At 48.0% G+C, this 21,108-nt stretch carries 17 protein-coding genes; 16 read left to right on the forward strand and 1 reads right to left on the reverse strand.

Annotated features, from left to right (window positions below; all coding sequences use genetic code 11):
* Nucleotides 1-105: 105 nt before the first annotated feature.
* The 5 genes from rpoB to E4K71_RS05190 all read left to right on the forward strand — a co-directional run bounded on the left by rpoB (nucleotide 106) and on the right by E4K71_RS05190 (nucleotide 10,604).
* Nucleotides 106-4,266: a DNA-directed RNA polymerase subunit beta gene (gene rpoB / locus E4K71_RS05170; protein ID WP_135077422.1), complete on the forward strand. Its 4,161-nt coding sequence runs from the start codon at nucleotides 106-108 to the stop codon at nucleotides 4,264-4,266.
* A 1-nt stretch (nucleotide 4,267) separates the two neighbouring features.
* Nucleotides 4,268-8,503 carry a DNA-directed RNA polymerase subunit beta' gene (gene rpoC / locus E4K71_RS05175; protein WP_135077424.1) on the forward strand — a complete coding sequence of 1,412 codons (4,236 nt, stop codon included), beginning with the start codon at nucleotides 4,268-4,270 and terminating at the stop codon, nucleotides 8,501-8,503.
* Between the two features lie 416 nt (nucleotides 8,504-8,919).
* Nucleotides 8,920-9,456: a PAS domain-containing protein gene (locus tag E4K71_RS05180; protein ID WP_135077426.1), complete on the forward strand. Its 537-nt coding sequence runs from the start codon at nucleotides 8,920-8,922 to the stop codon at nucleotides 9,454-9,456.
* A gap of 1 nt (nucleotide 9,457) precedes the next feature.
* Nucleotides 9,458-10,120, forward strand: a complete 663-nt coding sequence (locus E4K71_RS05185) for a hypothetical protein (RefSeq protein WP_135077428.1) — start codon at nucleotides 9,458-9,460, stop codon at nucleotides 10,118-10,120.
* Complete coding sequence (locus E4K71_RS05190; protein ID WP_135077430.1) at nucleotides 10,089-10,604, forward strand: methyl-accepting chemotaxis protein; 516 nt, start codon at nucleotides 10,089-10,091, stop codon at nucleotides 10,602-10,604. Before E4K71_RS05185 ends, E4K71_RS05190 begins: the two co-directional genes overlap by 32 nt.
* Before the next feature lie 58 nt (nucleotides 10,605-10,662).
* On the opposite strand, the gene E4K71_RS05195 is transcribed toward E4K71_RS05190, so the two are convergent.
* A complete protein-coding gene (locus tag E4K71_RS05195) occupies nucleotides 10,663-11,106 on the reverse strand; it encodes a helix-turn-helix transcriptional regulator (protein ID WP_135077432.1) in 444 nt (147 codons plus the stop codon).
* Nucleotides 11,107-11,832: 726 nt separating this feature from the next.
* Between E4K71_RS05195 and E4K71_RS05200 the strand changes: the two genes are divergently transcribed.
* The 11 genes from E4K71_RS05200 to E4K71_RS05250 all read left to right on the forward strand — a co-directional run bounded on the left by E4K71_RS05200 (nucleotide 11,833) and on the right by E4K71_RS05250 (nucleotide 21,108).
* Nucleotides 11,833-12,366: a PAS domain-containing protein gene (locus tag E4K71_RS05200; RefSeq protein ID WP_135077434.1), complete on the forward strand. Its 534-nt coding sequence runs from the start codon at nucleotides 11,833-11,835 to the stop codon at nucleotides 12,364-12,366.
* Complete coding sequence (locus E4K71_RS05205; protein ID WP_135077435.1) at nucleotides 12,366-13,511, forward strand: methyl-accepting chemotaxis protein; 1,146 nt, start codon at nucleotides 12,366-12,368, stop codon at nucleotides 13,509-13,511. Before E4K71_RS05200 ends, E4K71_RS05205 begins: the two co-directional genes overlap by 1 nt.
* Before the next feature lie 241 nt (nucleotides 13,512-13,752).
* The gene (gene rpsL, locus E4K71_RS05210; RefSeq protein WP_135077436.1) at nucleotides 13,753-14,124 is read left to right on the forward strand and encodes a 30S ribosomal protein S12; all 372 of its coding nucleotides are present in this window, start codon (nucleotides 13,753-13,755) and stop codon (nucleotides 14,122-14,124) included.
* A 12-nt stretch (nucleotides 14,125-14,136) separates the two neighbouring features.
* Nucleotides 14,137-14,607, forward strand: coding sequence for a 30S ribosomal protein S7 (gene rpsG, locus E4K71_RS05215; protein ID WP_135077438.1), 471 nt, complete (start codon nucleotides 14,137-14,139; stop codon nucleotides 14,605-14,607).
* Nucleotides 14,608-14,622: 15 nt separating this feature from the next.
* Nucleotides 14,623-16,710 (forward strand): elongation factor G, encoded by a 2,088-nt coding sequence (fusA, locus tag E4K71_RS05220; protein WP_135077440.1) that lies wholly within the window; start codon nucleotides 14,623-14,625, stop codon nucleotides 16,708-16,710.
* Nucleotides 16,711-16,751: 41 nt separating this feature from the next.
* On the forward strand, nucleotides 16,752-17,936 hold the full coding sequence (gene tuf / locus E4K71_RS05225; RefSeq protein WP_135077405.1) for an elongation factor Tu: 1,185 nt from the start codon (nucleotides 16,752-16,754) through the stop codon (nucleotides 17,934-17,936).
* Nucleotides 17,937-18,300: 364 nt separating this feature from the next.
* On the forward strand, nucleotides 18,301-18,915 hold the full coding sequence (locus E4K71_RS05230; protein ID WP_135077442.1) for a hypothetical protein: 615 nt from the start codon (nucleotides 18,301-18,303) through the stop codon (nucleotides 18,913-18,915).
* 199 nt (nucleotides 18,916-19,114) lie between these two features.
* On the forward strand, nucleotides 19,115-19,423 hold the full coding sequence (gene rpsJ, locus E4K71_RS05235; RefSeq protein WP_028878479.1) for a 30S ribosomal protein S10: 309 nt from the start codon (nucleotides 19,115-19,117) through the stop codon (nucleotides 19,421-19,423).
* A gap of 13 nt (nucleotides 19,424-19,436) precedes the next feature.
* Complete coding sequence (gene rplC / locus E4K71_RS05240; RefSeq protein ID WP_135077444.1) at nucleotides 19,437-20,162, forward strand: 50S ribosomal protein L3; 726 nt, start codon at nucleotides 19,437-19,439, stop codon at nucleotides 20,160-20,162.
* 5 nt (nucleotides 20,163-20,167) lie between these two features.
* Entirely contained in the window at nucleotides 20,168-20,788 is a 621-nt protein-coding gene (gene rplD, locus E4K71_RS05245; protein ID WP_135077446.1) for a 50S ribosomal protein L4, read from the forward strand.
* On the forward strand, nucleotides 20,785-21,108 hold the full coding sequence (locus E4K71_RS05250; protein ID WP_135077448.1) for a 50S ribosomal protein L23: 324 nt from the start codon (nucleotides 20,785-20,787) through the stop codon (nucleotides 21,106-21,108). Before rplD ends, E4K71_RS05250 begins: the two co-directional genes overlap by 4 nt.

Consider the following 21,108-nt stretch of genomic DNA (forward strand, 5'->3'; position numbering starts at 1 on the left):
AGTTGGTCCTGTTCGATACAGGGCTATATGGATGAAAGTTGTACCAAGGGTTCGGCGACCAGCGGTGCAATGGACATTCGATCTATATTATACTTGAGGACTCTAATGGCGAATAATCCGCTAATTAACCGCAAGCGTATCCGTAAGAGCTTTGGTCGTATCCCGACTGTTGCCCCGATGCCGAACCTGATTGAGGTTCAAAAATCCTCCTACGAACATTTCCTACAAGCTAAAGTTCCAGCAAACGAGCGTATTGATAACGGTCTACAAGCTGTCTTTAAATCGGTTTTTCCGATTAATGATTTTTCTGAGCGTGGCACGCTGGAATATGTTTCTTACGAATTTGAAGAACCCAAATACGACGTTGAAGAATGTCAACAACGTGGCATGACCTTTTCTGCTCCGTTGAAAATGACCCTGCGTCTGGTTGTTTGGGATGTGGACGAAGATACCGGTGCGCGCTCTGTTCGCGACATTAAAGAACAAGATGTTTACATGGGCGATATGCCGTTTATGACATCTAACGGTACATTCGTTGTCAATGGGACAGAACGTGTAATCGTATCGCAAATGCACCGTTCACCGGGTGTGTTCTTCGATCACGATAAAGGCAAGACGCACTCTTCAGGTAAATATCTGTTTGCTGCACGTATCATCCCTTACCGTGGTTCCTGGCTGGATTTCGAATTCGACGCTAAAGACATCCTCTATGTCCGTATTGACCGTCGCCGTAAATTGCCTGTCACAACTTTGATGATGGCGCTTGATAACGCTGCTACTGCTGAAAAACGCGATGCTGGTGAGAAGTTTGACGTGGGTGAAGCTGTGGGCATGTCCCCGGAAGATATCCTAAACTTCTTCTACCAGACTGTGGAATACACGCGTGGTAAAAAAGGTTGGCAAACAACATTTGATGCAGAACGCCTGAAAGGCGTGAAGCTGATGCATGACCTTGTTGATGCGAAAACAGGTGAAACTGTTCTGGGGATCGGTAAGAAAGTGACACCGCGCCAAGCCAAAAAGCTGGCAGAAGGTGGTCTGGAAAACATGCTGGTTTCCAATGAAGAGATGATCGGCAAGTTTATCGCATCTGATCTGGTCAACGAAAGCACGGGCGAAATTTTTGTTGAAGCCGGTGGTGAGCTGACAGCTGAATTGCTGGATGAACTGGAATCTGCTGGTATCACAGATCTGCCATTGCTGGCGATTGACCATGTGAACGTTGGTCCGTACCTGCGTAACACTTTGTCTGTAGACAAGAACTCTACCCGCGAAGAAGCATTGATTGATATTTATCGTGTCATGCGTCCGGGGGAGCCGCCGACCTTGGAATCAGCCGAAGCCCTGTTTAATAGCCTGTTCTTCGATCAAGAACGTTATGACCTGTCTGCGGTTGGTCGTGTGAAAATGAACATGCGTCTTGGCTTTGATGATCTGCCAGACACTATCCGTACATTGCGCCGTGAAGACATTCTTGAAGTTCTCAAGATCTTGTTGGAACTGAAAGATGGTCGTGGTGAAATCGACGATATCGACCACCTGGGTAACCGTCGTGTGCGCTCCGTTGGTGAATTGATGGAAAACCAATACCGTATCGGTCTGCTGCGTATGGAACGTGCGATCAAGGAACGTATGGGCTCTGTTGATATCGACACGGTTATGCCGCACGATTTGATCAATGCAAAACCAGCTGCGGCTGCGGTACGTGAATTCTTCGGTTCTTCACAGCTGTCACAGTTTATGGACCAAACGAACCCACTGTCAGAAGTTACGCACAAGCGTCGTCTGTCAGCCTTGGGCCCGGGTGGTCTGACGCGTGAGCGTGCGGGCTTTGAAGTTCGTGACGTACACCCGACGCACTATGGTCGTATCTGTCCGATTGAAACGCCTGAAGGTCCGAACATTGGCCTGATCAACTCTTTGTCCACTTATGCCCGTGTCAACAAATACGGCTTCATTGAAAGCCCGTATCGCCGTGTTGAAAACGGTCAGGTACAAGACGAAGTGATGTATCTGTCTGCCATGCAGGAAGGCCGCTATACAGTGGCGCAGGCAAACGCTGCTTTGGATGAAAACGGCTGCTTTGTTGACGAGATGATTTCTTGTCGTCAAGCCGGTGAATATATCATGGCACGCCCGGAAGATATCACCCTGATCGACGTATCGCCAAAACAGATCGTATCCGTTGCGGCTGCGATGATCCCGTTCCTTGAGAACGATGACGCCAACCGCGCATTGATGGGATCAAACATGCAACGTCAAGCGGTTCCGCTTCTGCAAGCTGATGCTCCACTCGTGGGGACAGGCATGGAAGAAGTTGTGGCCCGTGATTCCGGTGCTGCGATTGTTGCCAAACGTGCTGGTATCATTGATACGGTCGATGCGACACGTATCGTGGTTCGTGCCGAAGGTGACGATGCCTCCACTGTGGGTGTTGATATCTATACATTGAAGAAGTTCAAACGTTCCAACCAGAACACCTGTATTAACCAACGTCCGTTGGTGAAAGTTGGTGATCGTGTTGACGTTGGTACGGTACTGGCGGATGGCCCGTCTACTGATCTGGGTGATCTCGCCCTTGGTCGTAATGTGCTCGTGGCCTTCATGCCGTGGAACGGTTATAACTTCGAGGATTCCATCCTGATTTCTGAACGCATCGTACGGGATGACGTCTTTACTTCCATTCACCTGGAAGAATTTGAAGTCATGGCGCGTGATACCAAGCTTGGTCAAGAAGACATCACACGCGACATCCCGAACGTGGGTGAAGAAGCGCTGAAGAACTTGGACGAAGCCGGTATCGTGTATATCGGTGCAGAAGTGAAAGCTGGCGATATCCTCGTTGGTAAAGTGACACCAAAAGGCGAAAGCCCGATGACGCCGGAAGAAAAACTGCTGCGTGCTATCTTTGGTGAGAAAGCTTCTGACGTTCGTGATACGTCTTTGCGTATGCCTCCGGGTGCGACAGGTACGGTTGTTGAAGTCCGTGTCTTCAACCGTCGTGGTGTAGAAAAAGACGAACGTGCCTTGGCGATTGAACGCGCTGAGATCGAACGTCTGGCAAAAGACCGTGATGACGAACGTAAAATTCACGAACGTAACCTTGCTGCGCGTATGAAGTCGACTGTGATCGGCCAAGTTGCTGTTGCAGGCCCGAATGGTATGCCGACAGGTGTTTCAATCACAGAAGAAATGCTGGATCAATTCAACCCGGGCCAACTGGTTCATGTTGCGGTTGAAGATGATGCGGTACAAAATGCTGTTGAAGCGCTGAAAAAGCACTTTGATGATGGTATTTCTGCGGTTCAGGAACGCTTTGACAATAAGGTTGAGAAGCTGCAACGCGGTGACGAATTGCCACCAGGCGTGATGAAGATGGTTAAAGTCTTTGTTGCGATCAAACGTAAGCTGCAACCGGGTGACAAGATGGCTGGTCGTCACGGGAACAAGGGTGTTATCTCCCGTATCGTTCCTATCGAAGACATGCCATATCTGGAAGACGGTACTCATGTTGACGTGGTACTGAACCCGCTGGGTGTACCATCACGTATGAACGTTGGTCAGATCCTTGAAACTCACTTGGGTTGGGCTGCTGCCGGTCTGGGTCGCCAAATCGGTGAACAGCTGGATGCGGCGAAACGCTCCGGTGCGTATGACGGTGTTCGTGACAAGCTGAAATTTGCTTATGGCGATGAAATCTACGGCGAATATGTCGAAGAAATGGACGATACCGAAGTGGACGAACTGGCAGGTAACCTGCGCAAGGGTGTCCCGATGGCAACGCCTGTTTTCGATGGTGCCACACAGGATGATATCTCCAAACACCTTGAAATGTCTGGCTTCAACACATCTGGTCAATCCACATTGTATGATGGTCGTACCGGGGACATGTTCCACCGTCAGGTCACCGTGGGTTACATCTATATGTTGAAACTGCACCACCTTGTCGATGACAAACTGCACGCCCGTTCTATCGGCCCGTACAGCTTGGTGACACAGCAGCCGTTGGGTGGTAAGGCCCAGTTCGGTGGTCAGCGCTTCGGTGAGATGGAAGTGTGGGCTCTTGAAGCCTACGGTGCGGCATACACGCTTCAGGAAATGCTCACGGTTAAATCCGATGACGTTTCTGGTCGTACAAAAGTGTATGAGGCCATCGTTCGCGGTGAAGACTCTTTCGAAGCCGGTATTCCGGAATCCTTCAACGTATTGGTCAAAGAACTTCAGGCTCTCGGCTTGAACGTCAACATGAACCAAGGGGATTACTAATATGTCAGAATTGATGAAATTCTTTGGTCAGGTGAGCGGTGCTCAGCAGTTCGATAATCTGCAGATCAACATTGCAAGTCCTGAGAAGATCCGTTCTTGGTCTTATGGTGAAATCAAGAAGCCGGAAACAATCAACTACCGTACTTTTAAACCTGAGCGTGACGGCCTGTTCTGTGCACGTATCTTTGGTCCGGTAAAAGATTATGAGTGCTTGTGCGGTAAATATAAGCGCATGAAGTACAAAGGCATCGTTTGTGAAAAATGTGGCGTTGAAGTGACATTGACCAAAGTGCGTCGTGAGCGCATGGGTCACATCGAACTGGCAGCACCTGTTGCTCACATCTGGTTCCTGAAATCCCTGCCGTCTCGTATCGGTCTTTTGCTGGACATGACGCTGAAGGATCTGGAACGTGTTCTTTACTTCGAAAACTTCGTTGTTGTTGAACCGGGTCTGACGCCGTTGAAGCAGAAAGAACTGCTTTCTGAAGAACAGTATATCAATGCTGTTGAAGAATACGGTCAGGATGCATTCACAGCTGGCATCGGTGCGGAAGCGATCCGTGACATGCTGTCTGAAATCAACCTGGATGACGAACTGGAAGACTTGCGTGACGAACTTCGTGAAACAAATTCCGAAGCCAAGCGTAAGAAACTGGTGAAACGTCTCAAACTGGTTGAAGCGTTCCTTGAGTCCGGCTCTCGCCCGGAATGGATGATCCTGGAAGTTGTTCCGGTTATCCCGCCGGAACTGCGTCCGCTGGTACCGCTGGATGGTGGTCGTTTCGCAACGTCTGACCTCAACGATCTTTATCGTCGTGTGATCAACCGTAACAACCGTCTGAAGCGTCTGATTGAACTGCGCGCACCGGAAATCATCGTACGTAACGAAAAACGTATGTTGCAGGAATCCGTTGACGCCTTGTTTGACAACAGCCGTCGCTCTCGCCCGATTACTGGTGCGAACAAGCGTCCGTTGAAATCACTGTCAGACATGCTCAAAGGTAAGCAAGGTCGCTTCCGTCAAAACCTGCTTGGTAAACGTGTCGACTATTCTGGTCGTTCGGTTATTGTGGTTGGCCCGGAACTGATGCTGCACCAATGTGGCTTGCCCAAGAAAATGGCATTGGAACTGTTCAAGCCGTTTATCTATGCCAAGCTTGAGCTTTATGGTATGGCAACAACCATTAAGGCCGCCAAGCGTATGGTGGAAAAAGAGCGTCCGGAAGTTTGGGATATTCTTGAAGAAGTTATCCGTGAACACCCGGTTATGCTCAACCGTGCCCCGACGCTGCACCGCTTGGGTATTCAGGCGTTCGAGCCGACCTTGGTTGAAGGTAAAGCGATCCAGTTGCACCCGCTTGTTTGTACAGCCTTTAACGCTGACTTCGACGGTGATCAGATGGCGGTTCACGTGCCGTTGTCACTGGAAGCACAGCTTGAAGCCCGCGTTTTGATGATGTCTACAAACAACATCTTGCAACCGGCTTCTGGCAAACCGATCATCGTACCGTCACAGGATATTGTTCTGGGTATTTATTACCTGTCCATGGTCCGTGAAAACGAAAAAGGCGAAGGCATGGTCTTCTCCGGTGTGGGTGAAATCCACCAGGCACTGGATAACGATGTTGTCAGCCTGCACGCCAACGTGACCTGTCGTTACCGCACAATTGATGAAAACGGTGACGAGATCGTTGAACGTGTTGAAACAACACCGGGCCGTATGCTGCTGTCTGAGCTGCTGCCGCGCCACGTTGATGTACCGTTTGCCCTGATCAACAAACTGTTGACCAAGAAAGACGTTTCCAACGTGATCGGTGAAGTTTACCGCCATGTGGGTCAGAAAGAGACTGTGATCTTCTGTGACCGCATCATGGGCCTTGGTTTCAAATGGGCGTGTAAAGCGGGTATCTCGTTCGGTAAAGACGATATGGTTATTCCGGCTGCCAAAGCTCCGTTGGTTGCAGAAACCAAGGAAGCGGTGAAGGAATTCGAACGTCAATACATGGACGGTCTGATCACACAGCGTGAGAAGTACAACAAAGTGGTTGATGCTTGGTCACACTGTAACGATCAGGTGACATCTGAAATGATGTCTGAGATCTCTAAAGACGTACCGGGTAAGCCGATTAACTCCGTATACATGATGGCACACTCTGGTGCGCGTGGTTCTACCGCCCAGATGCGTCAGCTTGGTGGTATGCGTGGTTTGATGGCGAAACCGTCTGGTGAAATTATTGAAACACCGATTATCGCGAACTTTAAAGAAGGTCTGAGCGTACTTGAGTACTTCAACTCAACACACGGTGCGCGTAAAGGTCTGGCTGATACGGCCTTGAAGACGGCGAACTCCGGTTACCTGACACGTCGTCTTGTTGACGTTGCTCAAGACTGTATCATCTTCGAAGAAGATTGCGGGACTGAGAACGGCCTGACAACACGTGCTGTTATGGACGGCGGTGATGAGATTGTTTCTCTGTACGAACGTATCTTGGGCCGTTCTGCTGGCGAAGACATCACACACCCGGATACGGGCGAAGTGCTGTTGGCTGCTGGTGAGCTGATCAACGAAGAAGAAGCCAAGGCGATTGAAGCTGCGGGTGTGGAAACGGTTAAGATCCGTTCCGTTCTGACATGTGAAGCTGAAAACGGTGTTTGTGCCACATGTTACGGCCGCGATCTGGCCCGTAACACGAAGGTGAACATGGGTGAAGCTGTCGGTGTTATCGCAGCCCAGTCCATTGGTGAGCCGGGTACACAGCTGACCATGCGTACGTTCCACATTGGTGGTGCGGCCACAGGTGGTGCGGAACAGAACTCCATTGAATCGTCTTATGATGGTACGGTTCAGTTGGTGAACTGTCAGACCGTTAAAAACTCCGCTGGCGTTGATACGGTCATGAGCCGTAACACAGAACTGTTGTTGATCGACAGTGCAGGTAAAGAACGTGCTCGTCACCGTATTAACTACGGTACGAAACTGTTCGTGACTGACGGCCAGAAAGTGGAACGTGGCAGCAAGTTCGCTGAATGGGATCCGCACACATTGCCGGTTCTGACAGAAGTAAACGGTACGGTGAAGTATGTTGATTTGGTTGACGGTGTGTCCGTTGCTGAACAAACAGACGAAGCCACAGGTATCGCTTCTAAAGTGATCGTTGACTGGAAGTCACTGCCTGCTGGTGCTGATCTTCGTCCGCACATTGCGATTGTGGATGAAAACGGCAACCCGCAGAACCTGGCGTCCGGTAACGCAGCCAGCTACTTCCTGTCTGTAGACTCTGTATTGTCCGTTCAAGATGGCGATGCGGTACACGCCGGTGACACACTGGCACGTATCCCACGTGAATCTGCCAAGACACGTGACATTACCGGTGGTCTGCCACGCGTTGCGGAACTGTTCGAAGCTCGTAAGCCGAAAGATCATGCGATCATCTCTGATATTGATGGCCGCGTCACTTTCGGTAAGGACTATAAGAACAAGCGCCGTATCGTTGTGACACCTGAAGGTGAAGATGCAGAACCAATGGAATTCCTGGTTCCAAAAGGCAAGCACATCTCTGTTCAGGAAGGTGACTACGTTCGTAAAGGTGATCCGTTGATGGATGGTAGCCCGGTTCCACACGATATCCTTCGCGTGAAGGGGGTTGAAGCACTGGCTGAATTCCTGATTGCTGAAATTCAGGAAGTTTACCGCCTGCAAGGGGTTATGATTAACGATAAGCACATTGAGACCATTGCGCGTCAAATGCTGCAAAAAATCGAAATCTCTGATCCGGGCGATACAACCTTCCTCGTTGGGGAACAAGTGGATCGCGTTGAATTCCGTCGTGAAAACAAGAAGGCTGAAGAACGTGGTGATCGTATCGCTGCGGGTCAACCGATCCTGCTTGGTATCACGAAGGCATCTCTGCAGACACAATCCTTCATCTCCGCAGCGTCTTTCCAAGAAACAACTCGCGTTCTGACTGAAGCGGCTGTTTCCGGTAAGAAAGATTACCTGTTGGGTCTGAAAGAGAACGTGATCGTTGGTCGTCTGATCCCAGCCGGGACAGGCGCTTACATGAGCAAGATCCGTCACATTGCAGCTGAGCGTGATCGTGCAGCTGGTTATGTACCGGAACACGAACAGGCGGCAGCTGCTGCTGCCGCAGCTCAGGCGGAAGCCGAAGCTGCACATGCAGCAGCTTTGCCGGGTGCAGAAGGTTTGGAAGAAGCGCCAGCAGCACCTGCTGAATAAGCGTTTTCAGACTTAAATAAAAAAGCCGGATAGGGAAACCTGTCCGGCTTTTTTTATGGTGACGACTCTGCAGTTAAGGAATGAGTTGGAGGCGAATCTTTCACTTCCTAGTTGGGAGGGTCGCCTGTTTCTGCGTGTTAATAGAATGAAATAATCGCCATAGTGGTAAAAGCTATGGGAAAATGACATTATGTTTCAAAATCCATCATAAAAGTATCGCATCGTGATGTATTTGGTTGAATTCTCTGGACTAAAGTCCCAAATTCATCGGGGTAATAGGGCTAATTGCCAATATTAAAATTTGTTCACGGGTGTAAATAAGGGCAACTTTTAACGGTAACTTATCTCTGTTTCCTAATAAAAACTCGAGCGCGAAAAGTGCCGGGAAACAACGAAAAAAAAGGGTGGGGGAGTTCATGCAACTCTATGGAAATCCTGATTTAACAGGTACTGAACGTTATTTTGATAAAGACGAGGTGATTGTTTCCAAGACAGATACAAAGGGAATTATCACTTATGCCAACAGGACATTTGGCCGTCTGGCTGGGATGACACCACAACAGGCTGTTGGGAAAAATCATAATATTATTCGTCACCCGCATATGCCGAGATGCGTTTTTAAATTGCTGTGGGATACAATTTCACAGGGACACGAAATTTTCGCCTATGTGATTAACCGTTCTTTGAACGGGGATCATTATTGGGTCTTGGCCCATGTAACGCCCAGTTATAACAAAGCAGGTGAGATCGTTGGCTATCACAGTAATCGCCGTGTACCAAACCGTGAGGTGATTGATACGGCGATCATTCCGCTTTATTCCTCCTTGCTTGAAATTGAAAAAAGCCATGAGTCTCCAAAAGAGGGCATGATGGCGGGCTTGAATAAAGCCGTGGAAGTCATTGGTGGCAGTGGCAAAGAATATAACCATTTCATTATGTCGCTGGGAGGATAAGATGTTTGGTGGAAAATCTAATCAAATCCAACATGCGATTGCTGAATTAAAGCAGGTTCTTGCTGGTGATTTTGAAGTCCGCATTACGGATATTCGGGGTAATTCAGAATTGGATGAATTGCTTTATCTCATTAATGATGTGATTGACCGTTCTGATGCGTACATGCGTGAGTCAGCAGCTTGTACTGAACATGTGGCCCATAATAAATATTGGCGTAAGATTGAAATGGATGGCATGTTAGGCGATTATAAAATCGCCAGCGAGAAAGTGAATGCTGCTGTAGATGCCATGAACCATAAGGTTGATTCTTTCTCTCAAACCTTGCTGGAATTTGAAGGCGAAGTTTTGATGGTTGCTGATACGGTTTCTGATACCTCTGAGCAAGTGGAAGATGCCGCACGCGGTATGGAACGTATCGCTGAATGTACAGCAAAAGATTCCATGTCCGTGTCAGAAGCTGCCCAGCAAGCCTCTCTCAACGTACAGACGGTTTCTGCTGCGTCTGAGGAACTAACCGCGTCGATTTCAGAAATCAGTTCACAAGTAGGCCATGTGTCGCAAATGACATTGGAAGCCCAGACGGATAGCCAGGCTATTTCAGGGCAGGTGCAAACCTTGTCTGAAACATCCAGTGCTTACCTCAGTTGTAAATTTGATCCGTGATATTTCTGAACAAACCAATATGCTGGCCTTGAATGCCACGATTGAGGCTGCACGTGCCGGGGAGGCTGGGAAAGGTTTTGCGGTTGTCGCAACAGAAGTCAAAAATCTTGCCAAACAAACTTCTGAGGCAACAGACAGTATTGAAGAGCAGATTAAAGCCATCCAGCTGGCGACCAATGTCGCTGTAGAGGGAATTGAAAAAATTGTCTCTAAGATTGATTATGTTGCACAGGCAAACTCTTCGGTTTCTGCCGCTGTGGAAGAACAATCTGCAGCAACCGCTGAAATTGCCCGTAATATTGAGCAGGCGGCAAATGGTAATGTCGAAGTGAATGATAAAATTGCTGATGTCGCCGAAGGTGCAGATGAAACCCGTGATGCAGCACATCTTGTTCAGCAACAAACCGAAGTGCTCCTCACTGAATCCAGAAAACTATCTGATGGTATTGATGTCTTCATGGATAAAGCGCGTGCTGTTATTTAATTTTTAAAGAATTTTATCGAATGAGGAAACCCACTGTTTCAGGCAGTGGGTTTTTTTATTAGAGTGTTCTCACGCGCACCATGCTACAAATAATATTCGTGATATTCTGGGGGGAATGCATCTCGTTATTCTGGCTGATAACAAGATAGCTTTCTTTGATAATGAGCGCTTTTATTTCTGGTGTGATGGTTTTCTTTTCGTGTAGTAGACAGTTCTCAAGCTCGCTGATGATCTTTTGCAACAAGGGGCTATCAAGGGCGTCTTGACTTTTATTGGCATTGGTTGTTGGAACTGGATTCCCTCTTCCAGATAATAACCAAACCGGGTTAATACCGACACTAGAAAGGTGGATCAAAACTGATGCTTTTGGTTCATTTTCTCCTCTCTCGTAACGTTCCCAAGATGAACGCCCTCCTAATCCAACCTGCTCGGCCATTTCTCGTGCGCTTAAGCCTAGGATATGACGGGCTTTTCTTAGTCTTTCATTCAGGGTGTTTGTCATGGTTCTCCTCTCGAAATATAGGAGAAAGAGGAAGAAAGGCGATTTTTTAGATCTTTTCTTATATGAAAAGCCCTTGATAAACAGCAACTTATAACTTTAGTACCGTTTTTGGAGAATAAGAGTATTAATTGGTGCATTTTGCACTTGCTAACGAAGCAATTTTGAGTCACTATGCAGTCATAGATATTACGGGGTATGGTTTTTCGGGAGTACGATAAGCTGTTGTTGTGAAATTGCAAATTAGGCACTCTCTATAGTTTCAAACAAGCATAAGTATATGTCACGCTAAGTATTTGATTTTACTGGCGTGTTTTGTTTGTCGTGGGAATGGTTGAATCGCAGTTTGATCCAGTTCGAGAGCCGTCCGGGGTGACGGTTCGAAGTTGGATTTGTGATGTTTGCCCTTCCTCGGGATGATTATATACATCCCGCAAGCTTGGGGAGAAGACAAAAATGCTGCATTTGTGTTGTTTCTCTATTGGATTAAGTAGAAATACGTATCTGAATATTTATTATCGCAACGTAGCGGTAATAATTTCAGGATTTTATCTACTCTAGGCAATCGCTTCCGGGCCACCTTTCCTTACTTTCTGTGAAAAAATATTAAAGATCGCAGCTAATGCGATGATGATGTATGCGTACATTGGTTGAGAACGACGGTAGATACTCGCGTAGATGTTTTTTGAAACATGTATATCTAAAGTATTAGGATAGGCTGTATAAGCTATGCAAGTAAATCCGGTTTTAACAGGTTGTGAACGCGTTTTTGATGTTGATGAAGTGATCGTGTCAAAAACAGACCTGAAGGGTAAAATCACATATGCGAACCGAACGTTCGCTAAATTGGCTGGTGTTTCACCAAAAGATGCTGTTGGGAAACCGCATAATTTCATCCGGCATCCCGACATGCCGCGTAGTGTGTTTAAGTTGTTATGGGAAACCGTAAGTGGCGGGGATGAGATTTTTGCTTATGTCATCAACCGTTCTCTTAATGGGGATCATTATTGGGTCTTGGCCCATGTGACACCCAGTTATGGAAAAAATGGTCAAATTGTTGGCTATCATAGTAACCGGCGGGCAACGGATCGCCCGGTTATTGATGAACATATTATCCCGCTTTATGCCGAATTGACGGCAATTGAAAGTACGGCCATATCACCAAAGGAAGGGCTCAAGGCAGGTTATGAGAAGCTTATGTCGGTTTTTTCTGGAAGCTTGAGCGAATATAACAAATACATTCTTTCCTTGGGAGGGGCCTGATGATTATCAATTCCCGGCAGCTCGATCACGCGATTGAGGCATTGACCGAAATTTATAATGGTAACTATGAAGCCCGTGTAACCGATATTCGCGATAAGAATAAATTTGACGAGCTTCTATATCTTATTAACGATATTATTGATCGCAATGACTCTTATTTGCGTGAAGCGGCTGCCTGTACGGAACATGTCTCCAACAACCAGTATTGGCGCAAAATTGTGCAACGCGGTATGGTTGGTGTGTACCGTGAAGCTGCGCAAAAAGTAAATGGTGCTGTTGATAATATGGCAGCAAAGACTGCGCAGTTTAATTCGGTGCTGGATAATTTTGAAAGTAACGTTCAAACCGTTGCTAATGGTGTATCGCAGGCTGCAGGCCATATGTCTGAGTCCATGCATGATATGGAAAAAATTGCGGTACAGACATCTGCTGATTCAAAGTCAGTGGCACTGGCCGCAGGGCAGGCCAGCTCCAATGTAGAAACCATTGCCGCAGCCTCAGATCAATTGAGTGCGTCCATTTGCGAGATTGCATCTCAGGTGACGCAAGTCAGTGAGATGGTCATGAATGCACAAAATGTCAGCCGGGATGTGAATGACAATGTGTCTCAGCTTTCTGTGACTTCAAGCTCCATTAACGAGATGATCAATTTAATCCGGGATATTTCAGACCAGACCAACATGTTGGCGCTCAATGCCACGATTGAGGCTGCGCGAGCTGGTGAGGCTGGTAAGGGCTTTGCTGTGGTGGCAACTGAAGTGAAAAACCTGGCTAATCAGACAGCGCAGGCAACGGATAGTATTGAAAGTCATATTTCAGCAATCCGTCAGGCAACCGATGTTGCAGTCGATGGGATTGGCAATATCGTGAAGCGGATTGAAGATATTTCCGGGGTTAATACGATTGTTTCTGCGGCTGTGGAAGAGCAATCCGCTGCGACCAATGAAATTGCTAAAAATATTGAACAGGCTGCTGGTGCGGCCTCTCAGGTCAATACGTTGATTACCCATGTCTCTCAGGATGCGGATAAAACGGAAACGGCTGCTCAAACGGTGCAGGAAAAGTCCACTTATCTGACGGAACAATCTGCCAAGTTACAGGAAAATGTGACGGAATTTATGGGGGCAGCTCGGGCTGTTTTATAAATTGAACAGTTATGAGGGCGCAGCTTTTCTTAGGAAGTCTGTGCCCTTTTTCTGTGCGAATATGGGTTTTTCTTGACAAATTGGGAAAAAACCATAGTATCGCGCGCCTATTGAGTGGTGGAGTCTGTCTTTTTTTTGTCAGGTTTCACATTGTTGTAACAGGAACGTTATAGCATCCGCGGGATTTTTTAATTTTTTCGCGCGCCATAACGTTGCGAGTGTGTCAAGGAACATACTGCTTATGCCTACTATTAACCAATTGATCCGTAAGCCGCGTAAGGCGAAACCGGTTCGTAACATGGTTCCTGCGATGGAAGCATGTCCGCAAAAACGTGGTGTTTGTACGCGCGTTTATACGACTACCCCTAAGAAGCCTAACTCAGCCCTGCGTAAGGTTGCCCGTGTGCGCCTGACAAACGGCTTTGAAGTTTCTTCTTACATCCCGGGTGAAGGTCACAACCTGCAAGAACACTCTGTCGTGATGATCCGCGGCGGCCGTGTAAAAGATTTGCCGGGTGTTCGTTACCACATCATCCGCGGTACTCTCGATACTCAAGGTCTGCAAGACCGTCGCCAACGTCGTTCTAAATACGGCGCGAAGCGTCCGAAATAAGGGGTTTAGAATATGTCTCGTAGACGCGCTGCTGAAAAACGTCAGGTACTGCCTGATGCGAAGTACGGTGATATCGTACTGACGAAATTCATGAACGGTTTGATGCTGGACGGTCGTAAGTCCGCTGCTGAAAAAATCGTTTATGGTGCACTGGAAAATATTGAGAAGAAAACGGGGAATGACCCGGTTGCTCAATTCCACGAAGCACTTGAAAATGTTAAGCCTGCTGTAGAAGTTCGTTCTCGCCGTGTTGGTGGTGCGACATACCAGGTTCCGGTTGAAGTACGTGCCACACGCCGTCAGGCTCTGGCTATTCGCTGGATTATTGATGCTACACGTAACCGTAGCGAAAACACTATGGCTGACCGTCTGACAGGTGAACTCCTGGATGCGGCTCAAAACCGTGGTGCGGCCGTTAAGAAACGTGAAGACACTCACCGTATGGCTGAAGCTAACAAAGCCTTCTCTCACTACCGCTGGTAAGATCGGATTTCCTAAATGGCTGATAAATATCCTTTGGAAAAGTATCGTAACATCGGCATCATGGCACACATTGATGCGGGTAAAACGACTACAACTGAACGTATCCTGTACTACACTGGTAAATCTTACAAGATTGGTGAAGTACATGACGGTAACGCAACAATGGACTGGATGGAGCAGGAACAAGAGCGTGGTATTACTATTACCTCTGCTGCGACAACAACGTTCTGGCGCGATCACCGTGTAAACATCATTGACACACCGGGCCACGTGGATTTCACCATTGAGGTGGAACGTTCACTGCGTGTACTCGACGGTGCTGTTTGTGTATTTGACTCCGTTGCTGGTGTTGAGCCGCAATCTGAAACTGTATGGCGCCAGGCTGACAAATACGACGTTCCGCGTATGTGTTTTGTCAACAAAATGGACCGTATGGGTGCTGACTTCTACCGTTGCGTAGACATGATCGTTGATCGTCTAGGTGCAACGCCGTTGGTTACTCAGCTGCCGATCGGTGCAGAAGCTGACTATGCTGGTCACGTTGACCTGATCAAGATGAAAGCTGTAATCTGGGGCGGTGAAGAACTCGGTGCGAAATTCGACTATGTCGATATTCCTGACGATCTCGCTGACAAAGCTGCAGAATACCGTGAGCAACTCATCGAAACTGCTGTTGAGCAAGACGATGATGCCATGGAAGCATACCTCGAAGGCAATGAGCCGTCTGAAGAAACTCTGATCAAATGTATCCGTAAAGGTACAATCGGTCTGGCTTTCGTTCCGGTTCTTTGTGGTACAGCCTTTAAGAACAAAGGTGTTCAGCCGCTTCTCGACGCTGTAATCGACTACATGCCGGCACCGACCGACATTGATGCGATTAAAGGTGTTGATGCGAAAGACCAAGAAGTAGAAATCACGCGTGAAAACTCTGAAGACGCGCCGTTCTCTGCTCTGGCCTTTAAAATCATGAACGACCCGTTCGTTGGTTCCCTGACTTTCGCACGTATCTACTCTGGTACGCTGGAAGCTGGTTCTTACGTCACAAACACGGTTAAAGGCAAAAAAGAACGTATCGGCCGTATGCTGCTTATGCATTCTGCTGAACGTGAAGAAATCAAAACAGCATCTGCTGGTGACATTGTTGCCCTGGTTGGTCTGAAAGATACAACAACGGGTGACACACTCTGTGCCAACGACAGCCAGGTTATTCTGGAACGTATGGAATTCCCAGAGCCGGTAATCGAAGTTGCTGTTGAGCCTAAGACAAAAGCTGACCAAGAGAAAATGGGTATCGCCCTGGCTCGCTTGGCTGCAGAAGATCCGTCTTTCCGCGTAGCAACTGACCACGAAACTGGCCAGACTGTAATCGCAGGTATGGGCGAATTGCACCTGGACATTCTCGTTGACCGTATGAAGCGTGAATTCAAAGTTGAAGCTAACGTTGGTGCGCCTCAGGTTGCTTACCGTGAAGCCTTCGGCAAAGAAGTTGAAATCGACTATACCCACAAGAAACAGTCTGGTGGTTCTGGTCAGTACGCTCGTGTACAACTTCGCTTCGGCCCGATTGATGCTGATGCTGAAACGACTTTCGAATTCAAATCTTCCATCGTTGGCGGTAACGTACCGAAAGAATACGTCCCAGGTGTTGAAAAGGGCCTCAAAACTTCCATGGAAACAGGCTGCATTGCAGGCTTCCCGGTTGTTGGTCTTAAAGCTGAACTGTTCGACGGTGCATACCATGATGTTGACTCCTCTGTTCTGGCCTTCGAAATCGCTGCCCGTGCAGCCTTCCGTGAAGGTATGAAACAGTCTTCCCCGAAACTGCTTGAGCCGATGATGAAGGTTGAAGTTGTGACGCCGGAAGAGTATATGGGCGACATCATTGGTGACCTGAACTCTCGTCGTGGTCAGGTTAACGCCATGGACCAACGTGGTATCGCGCGCGTTGTTGACGCACACGTACCGTTGGCCAACATGTTTGGTTACGTAAACAACCTGCGCTCCCTGTCTCAGGGCCGTGCACAGTTCACAATGCAGTTCGACCACTACTCAGAAGTGCCGAACAACGTTGCTGAAGAAATCAAAGAAAAGTTGGCCGGTTAATCCGGTCAACTCTGACATTATAAAATTGGAGTTACTTAGTAATGGCTAAGGAAAAGTTTGACCGTTCGAAACCGCACTGTAACATCGGTACAGTTGGTCACGTTGACCATGGTAAAACCACACTGACTGCTGCGATCACCAAAGTTCTCGCTGAAACAGGCGGTGGTGAAGCTGTTGATTTTGCTAACATCGACAAAGCACCGGAAGAACGTGAGCGCGGTATTACAATTTCAACTGCACACGTAGAATATGAAACAGAAGCTCGTCACTACGCACACGTAGACTGCCCGGGCCACGCTGACTATGTGAAAAACATGATCACTGGTGCTGCTCAGATGGACGGTGGTATTCTGGTTGTAAACGCTGCTGACGGCCCCATGCCGCAAACGCGTGAGCACATCCTGCTTGCTCGTCAGGTTGGTGTACCGGCTCTCGTCGTGTTCATGAACAAAGTTGACCAGGTTGACGACGAAGAACTGTTGGAACTGGTTGAAATGGAAATCACTGAACTTCTGGAAAGCTATGGCTTTGAAGATGTTCCGATCGTTGCTGGTTCTGCACTGGCTGCTCTGGAAGGCCGTGACGACAACATCGGTAAAGAGAAGATTCTTGAGCTGATGAAAGCTGTTGACGAGCACATCCCGCAGCCGGAAGCCGATACTTCCAAGCCGTTCCTGATGCCGATTGAGGACGTGTTCTCTATCTCCGGTCGTGGTACTGTTGTGACAGGCCGTATCGAAACGGGTATCACGAAAGTTGGTGAAGAAGTTGAGATCGTTGGTCTGAAAGACACTGAAACAACGACTGTAACTGGTATCGAAATGTTCCGTAAACTGCTCGATGAAGCACGTGCTGGCGATAACGCTGGTGTTCTTCTTCGTGGTATCAAACGTGACGAAATCCAGCGTGGTCAGGTTTTGGCTGCACCGGGTTCTATCACGCCGCACAAGAAATTCACTTGTGAAGTTTACATTCTGACAAAAGAAGAAGGTGGCCGTCACACGCCGTTCTTCGCGAACTACCGTCCGCAGTTCTACTTCCGTACAACTGACGTCACTGGCTCCATCACACTGCCTGAAGGCACTGAAATGGTCATGCCGGGCGATAACGTGAAGCTTTCTGTTGAACTGCTTGGCGCGATTGCGATGGACGAAGGTCTGCGTTTCGCGATCCGTGAAGGTGGTCGTACAGTAGGTTCTGGTGTTGTTGCTTCTATCGACGACTAAGACCTCTTTCGGAATTACCGAATAAAGAAGGGCTCCAGCTAAGGCTGGGGCCCTTTTTTGAGTCGAAATGGCAGGTGTTTAGTGAAAACTAGGCCAAGTCATTTGAGCATGTCCGGCTCCAAAACTCCGAGATGATGTGTTTTCGTAAATATCGACATCAACATCTATCATCAGGCTTTTAGCTGTATATGCTTGTCTTGTAATTTTCCCTGTTTCAACGCTCCTGTTGAAATGCATCACAGAGGTGGCCAAATTGTATGTCCATTGGTTCTGCCCGAACAGAAAAACTAATGCTCATCCTTTCATAACCTCCTATTGTAAGTGTATCGGTCTGATGTCTGTGAAAAGTAAAGGGGGGAAGGCGATGAAAAAAAGCCTATTTATTCTTTTTTTGTTTTGTTTTCCGGTGTCGGAAACATATGGACAAACAGTTGGGGAATTATGTCCCCCTCCAGGAATTTCAAAACAAAATAATTTATTTTACAGTACTTGGGCTCATAGCTGTTATAGCCGTATTGAAAACTATGAATCCGTTATGGTTCAAAAGGTCATCCAAACGTTCTCATACTATTTGTACGAAGATATTTTGCAGCAATCGAACAGCGCTTCCTTGCTAAATGGCGCTTCTACATTGGCATGGCTTCTCAATAAGCAAGGTCAGTTGGATGATAAATTAGGGGTTAATCAAAATGAGGAACGTATTTATACAGTTCTGAGAAAAGCGAAGGCTTCTCCCTATGATCGGGCAAAGGTTTTGTTGAACCTTGCCTATTACTGGCGAAAGTTGGGAGAAGTAGAGAGATTAAAAGCGGTCTTGGTTGAGCTGCTTGCTTCTTTGCCAAATGTCCAGCCTGTGGCTTTGGATCATGATAATCCGCGTAAATATGTTTTGAATGGGGTTCTAAATGCTCAGAAGTCTGCTGGGATGCATGACTGGTATTACGAAACTTATCAAAAGTACGCAGATATTCTTAAATGAAGCTCTAAGCTAACCCTTTGAAAAAAGATTCAAAAAAGAGTCACTTTGACCTTGCATCCCATCCGGGCTTCCCATATAAACCAGCCATTCGCTCTTTCACCCCATTTAAGGGGTTGAGTTCTTCGGCGTTCTCATGCGCCCTTTCGGGGGTTGAGAGTGTCGAGGTTTTTTTGTTGTCTGAGTTAGGTAATAAACTCTTATGGAACACCAAAATATCCGTATCCGCTTGAAAGCGTTTGATCACCGCGTACTGGATCAGTCCGCGAAAGAGATCGTTAACACGGCCAAGCGTACAGGTGCTCAGGTAAAGGGTCCTATCCCTCTACCTACTCGTATTGAGCGTTTCACAATTCTGCGTTCTCCTCACGTAAACAAGAAATCTCGTGAGCAGTTCGAGACGCGGACACACAAACGTCTTTTGGACATTGTGGATCCGACGCCGCAGACTGTGGATGCGCTTATGAAGCTGGACCTCGCGTCCGGCGTTGATGTTGAAATTAAGCTTTAAAGGATTAGGGCAGATGCGATCTGGTCTCATCGCGCAAAAATTGGGTATGACCCGTGTCTTTGCTGAAGACGGCAACCATGTTGGCGTAACAGTATTGAAGGTTGATACTCAGGTAGTAGCGCAGCGTACCGAAGACAAGGATGGCTACACAGCAGTGCAGCTCGGATTTGGTAGCGCCAAGGTCAAGAACGTGAGCAAGCCCATGCGCGGGCACTTCGCCGCTAACAAGGTGGAGCCAAAAGCCAAACTGGCAGAATTCCGCGTGGAGCCTGAAGGTCTTATCGAAGTGGGTGCGGAACTCTCTGCAGAACACTTCGTCGTTGGTCAGTCTGTTGATGTAACAGGCACGTCCATCGGTAAAGGCTTTGCAGGGGGCATGAAACGTCACAACTTTGGCGGTCTTCGTGCTTCTCACGGTGTATCAATCTCACACCGTTCTCACGGTTCCACCGGTCAATGTCAGGACCCTGGCCGCGTCTTCAAAGGTAAGAAGATGGCGGGTCATATGGGTGCTGCGCGTGTGACTGTTCAGAATCTCGAAATCGTCGCCACAGATGGCGAGCGTGGTCTTATCATGGTTAAGGGCGGTCTGCCCGGTGCCAAGGGTGGTTACGTTCTGGTGAAAGATGCTGTTAAGCGTCCGGCACCTGAAGGTCTTCCGTTCCCGGCAGCTGTGAAGTCTGCGCCAGCAGCAGCAGAGGCTCCGGCCGAAGCTGAAGCTGAGACGACTGAGGAATAAGTGGCATGAAGTGCGACGTAATTAGTCTTGAAAATAAGAAAGTCGGCGATATTGAGCTGGACGACGCTATCTTTGGCGTTGAGCCGCGTGCTGACATTCTTCACCGTGTGGTAAACTGGCAGTTGGCTCGTCGCCAAGCTGGTACACACAAAGTAAAAACTCGTGGTGAGCTGGCTATCGTGAAAACGAAACCGTTCAAGCAAAAGGGTACTGGTAACGCTCGTCAGGGCTTTAAAGGTGTCACCCAGATGCGTGGCGGTGCGACTGTTCATGGTCCGGTTGTTCGTTCTTACGCACACAACCTGAACAAAAAAGTTCGCAAGCTCGGTCTGAAATGCGCGCTGTCTTCAAAAGCAGCTGGCGGTTCTCTGATCGTTGTTGACGAAGCCAAGCTGGATGCCCCGAAAACAAAAGAAGCTGCTGCTAAGCTGAAAGCTCTGGAGCTGACTTCTGCTTTGTTTATCGATGCAACCGACGTTGATGCCAACTTCCAAAACGCCATTGCCAACATTCCTGGTATTGATGCGTTGCCGAGCCAAGGTGCTAACGTTTACGACATTCTGCGTGCTGACAAATTGGTTCTGACCAAAGGTGCAGTCGAAAAATTGGTGGAGCGCTTGTCATGACAAAATATCTTGCAAGCAAAGTAACCGTTTCTAAAGAACGTGAGTTTGAATTGCTGCGTTCTCCGGTTATCACCGAGAAAGCGACACTGCTGTCAGAACACAACCAGGTAACATTCCGTGTACCGATGGATGCGAACAAAATTGAAGTTCGCAAAGCGGTTGAGAATGTGTTTGGTGTGAAGGTTACTGCGGTTAATACCATTATTACTAAAGGTAAAGCCAAACGTTTCCGTGGCCGCATGGGTCGTCGTTCCGATGTCAAAAAAGCAATCGTGACACTTGCCGAAGGTGAGTCTATCGATGTGACGACGGGGGTCTAA

It is taken from the genome of Terasakiella sp. SH-1 (assembly GCF_004564135.1).
Taxonomy (GTDB): domain Bacteria; phylum Pseudomonadota; class Alphaproteobacteria; order Rhodospirillales; family Terasakiellaceae; genus Terasakiella.